The following is a 14,600-nucleotide window of genomic DNA, read 5'->3' as shown; positions in this document are numbered from 1 at the left end:
TGATTATTTTTGCCAAAAAATTATATGTAAGTTTGACATGTCAAAAAACAAGCCATACTTTTACAAAAATAGCATTTAAACCTTTGCATACAAACTTATTTAATATCGTTTTATTATCATTTTTCCTAACACTAGGATGCGGTAAATTATATTCGCAAGAGATAAAAACCAAAAAAAACGCATTACCTACTGAAAAACAAACAGATAAAACCACAACTACTGTACAAGATACAGTAAAACTGGACACTGTTAGACCTAAAAAGACTTTTCTTGATGGAAAAGTAAAATACAGGGCCAAAGATTATGCGAAAATCGATCAGAAAAACAAACTCATTACCTTATATAACGAAGCTGAATTATATTATAAGGACGTAGAGTTAAAATCGGGTATAATTGTTTTGAATTATGAAAAAGATGAAGTCTATGCAGGAAGAATAAAAGATTCAGCAGGTGTTTTGAGTCAGTTTCCAAATTTCAAGCAAGGAGCAAGTGAAGTACAACCGGACTCTATTCGTTTTAATTTCAAAACAAAAAAAGCTTTAATCTATAATTCCAGAACGGAACAAGGTGAATTTAAAATCAAAGCCGCTGTTACTAAAAAAGAAAATGATTCTGTTTATTTCTTAAAAGGTGCGCGTTTTACAACTTCAAGCGATGTAGACAATCCTGAATATTACTTTCAGACCAATAAAGTAAAGTTTATTCCGGGAAAGAAAGTAGTTACAGGTTTAACCAATATGGTCATTGCAGATGTCCCTACTCCTCTTGCCTTACCTTTTGCATACTTCCCGATGAGTCAGGAAAAAAGTGTTTCAGGAATCATTATACCAAGTTACAATGACTCCAACACAAGAGGTTTCTCTTTACAAAATGGTGGTTATTACTTTGCATTAAGCGATAACTACGACCTGACCGTTTTAGGAGATTACTATACGAACGGAAGTTATGCGATGCGTTTTGAATCTTCATATGCTAAAAAATACAAATATCGTGGAAATGTGAATGTTCGTTTTGAAAATTTGATCAGTAGCGAAAGAGGTTACCCTGATTATTCAAAGCAAAATATTTACAATATCCAATGGTCGCATTCAAAAGATACTAAATCAAACCCCAACTCAACTTTTTCGGCTTCTGTGAATATGGGTAGTAGTAAATACTTTAAACAATCTATTAATCAGGCAAACGTTGGATCAAATCTGAACAACACTTTAAGTTCGTCTATCTCATATAACAAAACCTTTAATACAATTCCAGGAGCTCGTATTGCATTAACCGCAACACACCAGCAAAATACACAAACGGAAGAAATTCAAATGACATTACCTTCCTTACAAGGTAGTATTGATCGTGTTTATCCTTTTGTTGGTAGAGATGGTGTTAAAAAAGGTTTAATTAAAAACATCAACTTACAGTACAATGTTACCGGACAAAATAGATTCGTTACAACCGATTCTTTATTCTTTAAACCTCAAATGTTTAAAGACGCACAAATTGGACTACAACAATCTATTCCAATTAGTACCAACTTTAAAATATTCAAATATTTTAGTGCAGGAGCATCAACAAACTATCAGGAAACCTGGGTTACAAAAACAATAGAAAAAAATTATGATTCCGCTCAAAATAAAGTTGTAGATAAAACAATAAATGGTTTTGATGCTTACAGAACCTACAATTTCAGCACTAATTTAGGAACTACGATTTATGGTACTTTTAACTTTGGAGAAGACAAAAGAATTCAATCTATTCGCCACGTAATGAGACCCTCTATTACGTACGCATATACTCCTAGTTTCGAAAAATACTACGATAATTACTATGTAGATGCTTCGGGAAGAATATCAAATTCCTATTCGCGCTTTGATGGAGGTGTTTACGGAGCCCCTGGTAAAGCAAACTCAAACATCGTAGGTTTTGCCTTAAGTAATACTTTTGAAGCGAAAGTAAGAGATAGTGACAGCACAAAGACAGAACCTAAGAAAATAATGTTATTAAACAACTTAAATTTTAGTACCAGCTATAATTTTAATGCTGATGGCAAAGACATTTTAGGCTGGCAACCAGTTCTTGTAAGTGGAGGAACGCAGCTTTTTGACAATAAAATGAATGTCAATTTTGGTGCTACTTTAGATCCTTATGCAATTGATAATTCCGGAAAGAGAATGGACGTCTACAATATTGACAATGGTGGAAGTTTATTTAGAATGACAAGTGCTAACTTAACATTAAATTACTCTTTTTCAAATAAAGGAGTCAAGGAAGAAAACAAACAAAGTGAGCGGAATGGTGGTCGTAAAGATGACCTTTTTGGTACCAATACAGATTTAAATGACAGCCGTAACAGTCAGTTTGCAAAGGAAAAAGATGACGGAGAAGATGTTATAACCGAATTCTTTAATTCGAAGATCCCATGGGATATGACAATGGCTTATTCCTTAACTTATTCGAACATCAATAGAGAAAGCAAAATAACCGGAAATTCTGTTATGGTTTCGATCAATATGGATATTACACCTAAATGGAAAGGCGGAGTTTCTTCCGGTTACGATTTCGTTCAAAAAGGGGTTACTTTTACACAATTTCGTTTTGAAAGAGATTTATTAAGCTGGAGAATGGCTTTCAACTGGACACCACTAGGTCCTAACTCAAACTGGAATTTCTTTATTGGAATCAAATCTGGTATGTTAAGTGACATTAAATGGAATAAACGAAGCACTTCAAACCGATAATTTACATTCTATTAAAATAATTATTATGAAAAAAATCATATTTACCGAAAAAGCTCCCGCTCCAATCGGACCATACAATCAGGCTGTATTATCAGGAAATACACTGTATGCCTCTGGTCAGATTGCTATAAATCCAGCTTCAGGAGAACTTGTTACTGAAAATATCAATGACGAAACAAAGCAAGTAATGGAGAACATTGCCGCTATTCTGGAAGCTGCAAATATGACTTTTGAAAACGTTGTTAAGGCGACTATTTTCATTATGGACATGAATAATTTTGGCGCTATTAATACAATTTACGGATCTTATTTTAACGAAAAAACCGCTCCAGCTCGTGAAACGGTTCAAGTGGCATGTTTGCCAAAAAATGTAAATGTTGAAATTTCTATAATTGCTGTGCAATAGCATCTAATAATAATTGTGCCGTTGCTTCATTCGTTGCCAGCGGCACATTATGTACATCGCAAACACGAATCAACATATTGATATCTGCCTCGTGCGGATGGCTCGATAAGGGATCTTTAAAAAAGAACACCATTTGAGTTATTCCTTCTGCAACTCTTCCCGCAATTTGCGCATCACCACCAAGAGGTCCTGAAAGCATTCTTTGCGTCTTAAAACCCGCAGCCTCAGCTTTTCCTCCTGTAGTTCCTGTACCAATTAATTTTATTTTTTCATGATGTAAAACATCTGAATTCTTAATTAAAAAATTAATTAAATCAGCCTTTTTACCATCATGAGCAATAATTGCAATCTCCATAAAACCAGAACTATTGATTAGCAACATGGTAGGCTATTAATCCATCAATTGGTCTTCTTAAAACGTTTCCTAATTGAAGTTCATATTTATCAAATGTTTCTTGTAATTCGTCTTTTAAATAAAAAGCAATAGAACCTACGAAATGCACTGGAACTTCTTTACAATTATCAAATTGCTTGATATAATTTTTAACGAAAGATTTCATTCCTTTGAAAATAATTTTTTTGCAGAACTCAGTATCTTTATGTTTGATTAAGAACTTTGCAAAAGTCGCCAAATAAGCGTTTGGATTTTGTTCTTTATATAGTTTGTTTTTAATAAAATCAGGATCTACATCATATTCCTTTTCAAATTCAATAGCTAATTCCTTAGGCATTTTATTGAAATAGTATTTCCTGATTAATTCTTTTCCAAAAACATTTCCACTACAATCATCCATAACAATATAACCTAATGACTGAACTTTTTGATGCAATACTTTTCCATCAAAATAACTGCAGTTAGAACCTGTTCCAAGAATACTAACGATTGCTTCTTCTCCTTTTGGAGTTGTCGCATAAACTGCAGCATAAGTATCTTCATGAACCTCTACAATTGCGTTAGCAAAATACTCCTGAAAGATTTGTGTCAATGCAATTTTCATTCTGTCAGTACCACATCCTGCTCCGTAAAAAAACAAATGTGATGCATTTTTTTTATTTTGTAAAATATCAAAACGATCGTTTAATCTTTCAATAATTTCCGGACCATCAAGAATTTCAGGGTTTAATCCCAAAGTTTGTGTCGTGAATAATACTTTTCCATTATCATCAATTGCAATCCAATCGGCTTTCGTAGATCCACTATCAACTATTAATTTCATTTTTTTTTGTTTTTGGATTAGTTTTTCTTCAATAAATTAAAAGTGTATTTTTTACATTAATTAAAGACGAAACAAAATAAGAAAATCCCGTTACTTTGAAATAACGGGATTTTGCAAAATTATATAATATTATTTTAAACCTGCAATGTGCACAGATAAATCAATCAATTTACTAGAGTATCCATACTCATTATCATACCAGGATACTAATTTGAAGAAAGTTGAATTTAAACCAATTCCAGCTGTAGCATCAATGATTGAAGTTCTTTTATCAGAAATAAAATCCTGAGAAACAACTGCATCTTCAGTATATCCTAAAATACCTTTCATTGTAGTTTCAGAAGCATTCTTTAAAACAGCCATGATTTCTTCATAAGAAGTTTCTTTAGCTACTTTTACAGTTAAATCTACTGTAGAAACGTCAGCAGTAGGAACACGGAAAGCCATACCAGTTAATTTTCCATTCAATTCAGGAATTACTTTTCCAACTGCTTTTGCAGCACCAGTAGATGACGGAATGATGTTTATGCTTGCAGCACGTCCACCTCTCCAGTCTTTTCTAGAAGGACCATCAGCTGTCATTTGAGTTGAAGTTGTAGCGTGAACAGTTGTCATTAAAGCTTCTACAATTCCAAAGTTATCATGAATAACTTTAGCTAAAGGAGCCAAACAGTTTGTAGTACAAGAAGCGTTAGAAACTACTAAATCTGTAGCTTTTGCTGTCTCGTGGTTTACTCCCATTACAAACATTGGAGCATCTGCTGATGGAGCAGAAATAATTACTTTTTTAGCACCACCTTTAATGTGCTCATTTGCAGTTTCAATAGTTGTGAAGATACCAGTACATTCAGCAACCACATCAACATCAACTTCATTCCATTTTAAATCAGCTGGATTTCTTTCTGCAGTGATACGGATATTTCTTCCGTTTACATAAAGTTTTCCTTCTTTTACTTCTACAGTTCCGTTGAAACGACCGTGAACTGAATCATATTTTAATAAGTAAGCTAAGTGATCAACATCTAACAAATCGTTGATTGCAACTACTTCTACATTATCTCTATTGAAAGTTTCTCTAAAAACGATTCTTCCGATACGTCCGAATCCGTTTATTCCTAATTTTACTTTTGACATTTTACTAAATTTTTTGCTTTTGTTTTTGTTACACTAATTTAAAGTCTAATTTCCTCACAATAAACTTCTTTCCTTTTTAAACTTTTTTATTTATTTTATGTTGACATGATGTCAGACACTCTTAATAATTCTCTATCAATTTCAGATTTACCTTTAATTGCCTGCTCTAATGGTGTCAAAGCCACTTTATCTTCACGAAGTCCCACCATATAATTTGATTTTCCCTCTATTAAAGATTCTACTGCTTTTACTCCTAAACGGCTTGCCAGAACACGGTCAAAACAAGATGGAGAACCACCACGTTGCATGTGTCCCAATACAGAAACTCTTACGTCGTACTCAGGTAAATTAGCTTCAACGTAATCTTTTAATTCAAAAACGTTTTTACCAATTTTATCACCCTCAGCAATTACCACTATACTTGATGATTTTCCTGAAGCTTTACTTTTTTGAAGAGAGTCTAGCAATCTATCTAAACCTAAATCTTCTTCAGGAATAAGGATTTCTTCGGCACCAGCTCCAATACCAGCATTAAGAGCGATATGCCCTGCATCTCTACCCATAACCTCTACAAAAAACAGACGATTATGTGAACTTGCAGTATCTCTGATTTTATCGATACAATCTACTACAGTATTTAAAGCCGTATCATAACCTAAAGTATGAGTTGTACCAAAAATATCATTATCAATTGTACCTGGAATTCCCATTACAGGAAAACCATATTCAGCATTAAAAATTAAACCTCCGGTAAAACTCCCATCTCCTCCGATAACAACTAAAGCATCAACTCCGGCTTTTATAAGATTTTCATGAGCTTTTTTTCTACCTTCAGGTGTTCTAAACTCAACAGAACGAGCAGATTTTAAGATCGTTCCACCTTTGTTTACAATGTTATTTACACTTCGAGGTCCCATTTCTTTGAAATCTCCTTCGATCATTCCCTGATACCCTCTATAAATTCCGATGCATTCTATATTATGATAAGCACATGTTCGAACAACTGATCGTATTGCGGCATTCATTCCAGGTGAATCTCCTCCTGAGGTTAGAACACCAACTTTTTTTATTGTTTTTGGCATTATTTAAGTATTAAAGTGTAAAATTAGCAAACATTCACCACTTTTCAGGTTATGATTGTAATAAATTAATAAAATATGTTAAATTCAAACGTTTTCGTTAATAAGTTTTTTGATATGAAAAAATTCATTTAAAATAATAAAAGCACCTTATTTTAATTAAATCCTTAAAATTAACAATATATTAATGAAGTGTTATAAAATTATGCAGTTTCCTTATTTGACGAAAAAAATTGGAGCATCTAAAATTAGCACAAAAAAACCATTCGTTGCAGCGAATGGTTTTTTAATTGTACTTTTTTAACAAAAGCTTAAAAATCGTCATTATCCGGAATTAATCCCTGATTGTTATTTTGAGGCTGTGGTTGTTTCTCCTCCTCCTTTTTATCTGTCTTCTTTTTATTTTTATCAGCATCTTTTTTACTGGAGAAATTTATATAATCCGGATTCAAATTAGAATCTTGCAAATCATCTTGGGAATTTTTTAAAGATCTTTCCAGCTTATGGCTTTTAAATAGTTTATTTACCAGTTCACTAAAAGTATCAAAATCTACTTCATATGAAATACCAACTCCTTGTGTATAACCAACTCCTTGACCTATATAATTAATATCGTTTTCTTTATTAAACAAACGGAGGTTCATAGATCCGTCTTCATTTACCCTGTAAAGTATTTCAATATCTCCTACGATTGCCGATTCATTTACTCCTCCGACAGGAACACCTACTTTTCCGTTAATTGAAATTTTCTCATTAATCTGTGACGAAATGTTTGCCACAAACTGACCATCTGCTTCCTGACCTATTCGTTTATCTGCGGATATAAAGTTCAGGTCGATATTAAACTTATCATTATCAGATTTTATAATTCCACCCAATAAACTGGCAGCTGTTTCTGCAAATGTTCCCGACAAATCACTTTGATTAAATCCGTCCGGACTCATAAACGAACCTGTTGACAATAGATATAAAGCCTGAGTCTGTCGCACATCTTTATCGTCTAACTTATATTGTATCTCAGATTTCAAAACACTGCTTACGGATGGGAACTGAATATCAAAATTTGGCTCCGGACTTGCTAAATCTCCTCTCAAGCCAATAACCACTTCAACAGGAACTTTTTTATTGAACGAAGAATTTTCCAACAATACTGCTGGATTTGCCGATGTTCTGTAAACAGCTTCCAGATTCAGCTGAGCTTTCATCGGGTTTCCTTCCCAAATAATTGATCCTCCTTTTTTAACCGCAAACTTTTTATCAATTAAACCACCGTATTTAAAATTATACGTTCCTTCATATGCCTGAAAATCTCCCCACATATTAAATTTACCGAGTGTATTAATTTTAAATAATAGCGATCCGTATCCTTTTCCTTTCATTCCATGTCCGGAATTTCGATCCAGAATTACCTCTACTTCTGCATCAGGCGTAATATCAAAATCAAATTCCAGTTCAAGTCCATTATAATTTCTGGTTTTTTCTACAATACCATTTGCTAAATTGTATTTTTCTTTTGGCGTAACAAAATGTATCCAGCTGCTTTCTCCAACACTTTGTACATTATTGATAGGAATTTTGACCTCTGTACCTTTCTCTGATTTTGCAGCAACTTTTATAAATAAATTTTCTGTCGGCCCTTTTATACTTGCTGTACCATTTATATACGCAGTACCAAAATAAGCTGCATCGTCACTATCTTTAGTATCAAGTGCCAACAATCGTTTTGAAGTAATGGTTAAATCTAATTTCCAGTCACCAAAATTATGATGTTCGATACTTCCGTTTAACAATCCTTTTGTTCCGTACTTTGTGTCTGTTAATTGATTATTTCTGAATAAGAATTTCTCATCAGTTAAATCAATTACAGTTCGATCACTCAACTCATAATCCGTATTCAGATAAGGAATAGTCATCCCCGCTTTCTCAACATACAGCCTTCCGTTAATTTCCGGTTTTTTTATATTCCCCACAACGGCAGCATTTCCGGAAACAGATCCGCGAACATTTGATAAAACATCTTTACCAACTGTTCCTAAAGTTGCCAGATTAAACCCTTCGAGTTTTAGATTTAGATCCAGAAAAGTTTCTTTGTTTTCAATTGCAAAGGTTCCACTAGCATTAAATGATTCTGTAAAACCATTATGAATGGATGAATTTATAGTAAATTTTCTCAGATTCTCATCTCCGGAAATATCAAAATCTAAAGTTCCTAATTCTGTATTATTTAAATTAAGATGATCAATAACAATGGAAGCCGTGGGTTGATAAACATCTTTATTTTGTTTAAAATTGATGTTTCCATTTAAATTACCATTAAAAACAAATTTTGAATTTAACGGAGTAATTTTATTGATATCAACATCTTCAAAATTCAGTACAATATCTTTATAATCACTGCCTTTTAAAACTCCGTTTAAATCAATTTTTTGATCTTCATGGGACAAAACAATATTGTTAATCGTAAAGTTTTTAAAATTTTTATCAAAAACAATCTGATTATCTTCTGCTGCTGCTTCATTTAAATACCATAAGTAGTCTTTAAATTTCATCTCAGATTTTTTGATACCAACTATATTATTTTTGTTTTTATCTATAGTATGAAACAAATCAAGATTAAAATAATCCTGGCCTTTTTCTCCTCCTTTAAATTCTGAACGAACAAATAAAGTATCTTTTGAAGTTACATTAATCAAACTAAAATCGCGTATCTTGTAATATGGTGTTTTAATACTATCTAACTCTACAAACGCATTATAAAGTGGGTTTTTATTATCAATACTAACCCGGATATTATCGAATGTGTTTTTTGCAGCTGTAACTTTTTGCGATTTAAATCTAAACTTAAATTCATTTAAATCGGCATCAATCTTACCACGAACAACGGTAGAGGAATCAACATTTATTTCAGGATATAACATCTCAACAACTTTATCATACACATGAAAATTGAAACGCAAAAATTGTCCCTTTTTAACTTTATAAGGTTTGTAATTTGTATAAAGACTTCCAACGGAATTCATTACGAGTTTATCTAATTGTGCAAACTGAAATTTACCTACAATATTACCATCGACAATATCAGTAGAATTAATAGTTATGGTTCGTAACCTATCAGCATCAAAACTTGAATTGATAGTTACCTCATCAAATTCGTAAGTTGCTTTTGGATTTTGGTAAACAGCATCCTTTATATAAATATTTCCCTGAAGATTTTCTATTGAATTTCCTGAAACCTGAACAACTGCATCGCCTGTAAAATGCGAAATAGAATCATTTATAAATTTAAGCTTACGTAAATCTGCATTCTCCACATTGATATGAAAATCATACTTATTCTCACGCGTACTTAAATCTACTAAACCATCGAATGTCAAAGACAAGTTAGGATCATTTACAGAAATTTGTCCTTTATAATAAGGCAATTTAAAATTACCATTGACTACTATATTATTATACGTGTACTTATTATAGTCTAATTTAGTAATATCACCTTTTATAATGGTATTAAGGTATTTCTCAGTAAAACCTACACCATCAACATCTAAATCTAAGGTTGTTCTTCCTATATCTTTTCGATTTAACAAAGCACCAACATCAAAATTCTCCAGGACAATATTTCCCGAGTAAGATGCTTTATCAATAAAATCCATATTATTTAGATGGAGATCGACCTGGCCACCACCTATATCGGTAACCATTTTAAAATCGGCTTCCAATGCAATTGTAGAAACTTTTGCTTTTCCTATAATAGTAAATTTACCAACTCTTTTTAGTTCTTTAGGAAGCTTCTTTCCTAAAACAACTGGAAGCAAAGCAACCAAATTATCATAACTGGAAACCAATCTGTCAAACTTACCATCCATCGAAAACTTCTGTTCTTTGGAACCTAAAAGATTTTTAAAATTTATGGTACCAACAATTCTAGAGCCATTGGTATCTGTAAGCCTCAAGCCTCTTAAATTAAGATTATTAAGAGGACCGTTTAATTTTGTCTTAAGCTTAAAATGCTGGTTTTTACCCAATCCGTCATAAAAGTAACGAAGATCATTTGTTGCAATTGAAGAAGAGTCAATCGTAACATTAAACTTTACCTTGTCAGTAAAATTTAAAAAATCCTCTACTTTATAATTTAAAATTGCCTGACCATAAATAGATGATCTTTTAGTTTTTATAGCTAAATTTTCAACTTTTATTTGCTTTTTGGTATAACTGAATTTCCCGGCAAAATTAGAAACGTAAAGACCACGATGATCCAAAAATGAAAAGCGATGAATTGTAGTATTTACATCGGGCCCATATAATTTAAAATCACTGATGTAAGCATTAAGCTTTGTGAATGCTAAAAATTTAGGTGTTTTTTTATTTTCGTCAGTGACAGAAAAAATTCCTTTTGAAATATAAGCATTTTTAGCTGTCAGTAAAAAATGTTTATTGGTTTTTGAAGGTTTATCAGAATCAAAAAGTCGTATAAACTTATTAATATTGTTTTCATTTTCATTTTTATACGTTTTCAAATTAAAAATCAAACCTGTTAAACGTAAATCGCCAAAAATTAAATCGCCGTCTAATAATCTTTTGATGCTTAAAATGTCTGTAGAAATAATATCAGAGTAGATTAAAACCTTTTTGTGATGATCATAAATCAAAACCTTTTTAAGTTTTACTCCGCCAAAAATGTTTATCGCAACCTTATCAACGTGAATATCGGTTTTAAAATCTTCATTTAGGGAAGTAGTAACATATTGGGCAATTTTTGTCTGAACTATAGGCAAAGACAGCGTTATAGCAAGTGCTAACAAAAGTAAAATTAACCCAATTAGGGTCCTTGATATTATTTTCTTTACTTTTTTGATAGCTTCTTAATTTTAGTTTTCTTTTAAATTCACTTTGAACAGACAAAGAGCGACTGTTTTTGATAAAAATTCTTTAATTTTGGCTTCTCCTTACAATCAAAGAAAATTAAAAATTTGATTTGTCAAATATAATCCAAAATTCGTGCCTTTATATGCAAAATTCAGAGGTTTTTATTCTTGCCATCGAAAGTTCCTGCGATGATACTGCTGCTGCAGTTTTACATAACGATAAAGTACTCTCAAATGTTGTGGCCAATCAGCTTATTCACAACCAATACGGTGGTGTCGTACCTGAGTTAGCCTCAAGAGCGCATCAGCAAAATATAGTTCCTGTAATTGATGCCGCATTACGCAAAGCAAATGTACAAAAAGAACAATTAACAGCCATTGCCTTTACGCAAGGGCCTGGTTTAATGGGATCATTATTAGTAGGAAGTTCATTTAGCAAATCGTTATCATTGGCATTACAAATTCCGTTGATTGCTGTAAATCACATGCATGCCCATATTTTAGCGCATTTTATTGATGAAGAAGGATTTGACAAACCTGAATTTCCATTTTTAGCCTTAACGATTAGTGGAGGACATACGCAGATAGTAAAAGTAAATGGCTTTTTTGATATGGAAATTATTGGCGAAACCACAGATGATGCAGTTGGAGAAGCTTTTGATAAAAGTGCCAAAATTCTTGGACTTCCCTACCCTGGCGGACCATTGATTGACAAATATGCGAAAGAAGGAAACCCAAAAACTTTTGCGTTTACAAAACCAAAAGTACCGGGATTAGATTTTAGTTTCTCTGGATTAAAAACGGCCATTTTATATTTTATTCAGAAGAAAAAACTGGAAAACCCAAATTTCATTGAAGAAAACCTGAATGATATTTGTGCTTCTATACAATATACCATTATCGAAATTTTAATGGACAAATTAAAATTAGCGGTAAAAGAAACCGGAATAAAACAAATTGCAATTGGCGGAGGAGTTTCTGCAAATTCCGGAATTAGAACGCGATTGAAAGAAAGTGAAGGCAAATACGGATGGAAAACTTTCGTTCCTAAATTTGAATACACTACAGATAATGCTGCAATGATTGGCATTGTTGGTTATCAAAAATATTTATCAAGTCGTTTTGAAACTTCTGCAGTAGTTTCTAAAGCGCGAATTCAATTTTAAATTATGCAATTATTTTACAATCCTGATATAGACGAAACTACTGAAACTTTTTATTTTGATAAAGAAGAAAGCAGACATATTATAAAAGTTTTACGCAAAAAAGATTCAGACATTTTGCACGTAACAAACGGTTCAGGTTTATTGTTTGAAACTGAAATCACATTGGCTTCTGACAATAAATGTATTGTTGAAGTACTTTCGATAAAAAAAACTCCAGAACCAAAATTTCGTTTGCATCTGGCCGTGGCTCCAACCAAAATGAATGATCGATTTGAATGGTTTTTAGAAAAAGCTACAGAAATTGGAATCCAGGAAATCACTCCCGTTTTTTGTGATCGTTCTGAGCGAAAAACGATAAATAAAGAACGTTTTGAGAAAATAATTCTTTCGGCAATGAAACAATCCAATGAAACGTATTTACCTAAATTAAATGAAGCAATTTCGTTTAAGGAATTCATCAAACAAAAAAATGAAGGTTTACAATTGATTGCGCATTGTGAAGAAACTGATAAAAAATCATTGAAAGAAGTTTTAAACCCGAATGAAAATGTAACAATTCTGATTGGTCCCGAAGGTGATTTTTCAGATAAGGAAATTACATTGGCTTTAGAAAATAATTTTCAGCCGGTAATGCTAGGTAATACTCGTTTACGTACAGAAACTGCTGCTGTTGTGGCTTGTCATAGTGTTGTTTTTTTTAATGAGAATATTAATTAAATCGTAATCTTGTCATTTCGACGAAGGAGAAATCACATAACGTAACCACAGCGTTGCTCTCTGGATGTGATTTCTCCTTCGTCGAAATGACACAAAAAGCCACATATATAAAAAGCAAATTACCCAGATAATTTATAATTATATGAAAAAAATATTTTACTTATTATTCTTCGTTTCCATTTCTTCCTTTTCACAAGAAATTGCTTTATTAAAATATAGTGGCGGTGGCGATTGGTATGCAAATCCCACTTCATTACCAAACCTTATCCGTTTTTGCAATTCAAACATCAATACCCGAATAAAAGCAAAACCATCAACGGTTGAGCCAGGCAATCCTGATTTGCTCTCCTATCCTTTCGTACACATGACCGGACACGGAAATGTTGTTTTTAGCGATGCTGACGTAACCAATCTTAGAAATTATCTAACAGCCGGAGGTTTTCTTCATATTGATGATAATTACGGAATGGATCAATACATTCGAAAAGAAATCAAAAAAATATTTCCAAATAATAATTTAGTCGAAATTCCCGCAAATCATCCTATTTTTCAAAAACCCTTTCCTTTCCCGAATGGCTTGCCAAAAATTCATGAACACGATGGAACGCGTCCGCAGGCTTTTGGAATTTTCGTAGAAAACAAACTTGTCTTATTATATACTTACGAATGTGACTTAGGCGACGGCTGGGAAGATCCGGAAGTACATAATGATCCCGCTAATGTTCGTGACAAAGCCCTTAAAATGGGTGCTAATATCATCAATTATATTTTTACCAATTAATTATAAAAAAGTGCAACTTACTCACGAAGAAAATCAATTTGAGCGAAAAACGTTTCCCATAACACTGGTTTGCGATAATATCTATTTTCAGCAAAACATTGGTTCTCTTTTTAGAATAAGTGAGGCTTTTGGCGTAGAGAACATCATTTTTTTAGGAAAAGATATTCCATTAACTCCACGAAAAATCAATAAAACTTCACGAAGCACTCATCTTCATGTGCATCATACTGTAATCGAACAAACTTCTGATTTGGTTACCTACTTACTTCAAAATAACTTCGAAATTATTGCTTTGGAAATAACTAGTACCAGCAAACCACTAAAAGAAGTCAATATTCCTGAAAATCAAAAAATTGCACTTGTTATAGGAAGTGAAATTGATGGGATTTCAGATGATCTTTTAAAAATTTCCAATCAAATTGTCCATATTAATATGTTTGGTAAAAACAGTAGTATGAATGTTGTGCAAGCTGCGAGTATAGCTTTGTACGAATTTACTTCCTAATAAT

At 32.5% G+C, this 14,600-nt stretch carries 11 protein-coding genes; 6 read left to right on the top strand and 5 right to left on the bottom strand.

The features are described from left to right. Positions 1–32: 32 nt before the first annotated feature. Together IHE43_RS10605 and IHE43_RS10600 are read left to right on the top strand one after the other, a co-directional pair. Positions 33–2,729, top strand: coding sequence for a putative LPS assembly protein LptD (locus IHE43_RS10605; RefSeq protein ID WP_192187906.1), 2,697 nt, complete (start codon positions 33–35; stop codon positions 2,727–2,729). Between the two features lie 25 nt (positions 2,730–2,754). Then, positions 2,755–3,135: a RidA family protein gene (locus IHE43_RS10600; RefSeq protein ID WP_026984483.1), complete on the top strand. Its 381-nt coding sequence runs from the start codon at positions 2,755–2,757 to the stop codon at positions 3,133–3,135. On the opposite strand, the gene IHE43_RS10595 is transcribed toward IHE43_RS10600, so the two are convergent. From IHE43_RS10595 to IHE43_RS10575, 5 genes are all read right to left on the bottom strand, one after another. Further along, a complete protein-coding gene (locus IHE43_RS10595; protein WP_056194557.1) occupies positions 3,116–3,490 on the bottom strand; it encodes a methylglyoxal synthase in 375 nt (124 codons plus the stop codon). The genes IHE43_RS10600 and IHE43_RS10595 overlap by 20 nt on opposite strands. 10 nt (positions 3,491–3,500) lie before the next feature. Then, positions 3,501–4,352 (bottom strand): N-acetylglucosamine kinase, encoded by an 852-nt coding sequence (locus tag IHE43_RS10590; protein WP_192187905.1) that lies wholly within the window; start codon positions 4,350–4,352, stop codon positions 3,501–3,503. Between the two features lie 129 nt (positions 4,353–4,481). Continuing rightward, a complete protein-coding gene (gene gap / locus IHE43_RS10585; protein ID WP_026984486.1) occupies positions 4,482–5,486 on the bottom strand; it encodes a type I glyceraldehyde-3-phosphate dehydrogenase in 1,005 nt (334 codons plus the stop codon). Between the two features lie 95 nt (positions 5,487–5,581). Continuing rightward, on the bottom strand, positions 5,582–6,568 hold the full coding sequence (gene pfkA / locus IHE43_RS10580) for a 6-phosphofructokinase (RefSeq protein WP_192187904.1): 987 nt from the start codon (positions 6,566–6,568) through the stop codon (positions 5,582–5,584). A 308-nt stretch (positions 6,569–6,876) separates the two neighbouring features. After that, positions 6,877–11,364, bottom strand: a complete 4,488-nt coding sequence (locus IHE43_RS10575; RefSeq protein WP_225585460.1) for a translocation/assembly module TamB domain-containing protein — start codon at positions 11,362–11,364, stop codon at positions 6,877–6,879. Positions 11,365–11,570: 206 nt separating this feature from the next. On the opposite strand from IHE43_RS10575, the gene tsaD reads away from it, so the two are divergent. From tsaD to IHE43_RS10555, 4 genes are all read left to right on the top strand, one after another. Next, the gene (gene tsaD, locus IHE43_RS10570; protein ID WP_192187903.1) at positions 11,571–12,593 is read left to right on the top strand and encodes a tRNA (adenosine(37)-N6)-threonylcarbamoyltransferase complex transferase subunit TsaD; all 1,023 of its coding nucleotides are present in this window, start codon (positions 11,571–11,573) and stop codon (positions 12,591–12,593) included. A 3-nt stretch (positions 12,594–12,596) separates the two neighbouring features. Further along, positions 12,597–13,310, top strand: a complete 714-nt coding sequence (locus IHE43_RS10565) for a 16S rRNA (uracil(1498)-N(3))-methyltransferase (RefSeq protein ID WP_192187902.1) — start codon at positions 12,597–12,599, stop codon at positions 13,308–13,310. Positions 13,311–13,452: 142 nt separating this feature from the next. Then, positions 13,453–14,091 (top strand): DUF4159 domain-containing protein, encoded by a 639-nt coding sequence (locus tag IHE43_RS10560; protein WP_192187901.1) that lies wholly within the window; start codon positions 13,453–13,455, stop codon positions 14,089–14,091. Between the two features lie 10 nt (positions 14,092–14,101). Next, the gene (locus IHE43_RS10555) at positions 14,102–14,596 is read left to right on the top strand and encodes a TrmH family RNA methyltransferase (protein WP_192187900.1); all 495 of its coding nucleotides are present in this window, start codon (positions 14,102–14,104) and stop codon (positions 14,594–14,596) included. The last annotated feature ends 4 nt before the right edge of the window (positions 14,597–14,600 follow it).

Source organism: Flavobacterium sp. MDT1-60 (assembly GCF_014844035.1).
In the GTDB taxonomy this organism is placed as follows: Bacteria; Bacteroidota; Bacteroidia; order Flavobacteriales; family Flavobacteriaceae; genus Flavobacterium.
Note: the sequence above shows the minus strand (reverse complement) of the source record. Positions and strands in the feature narration are given on the sequence as shown.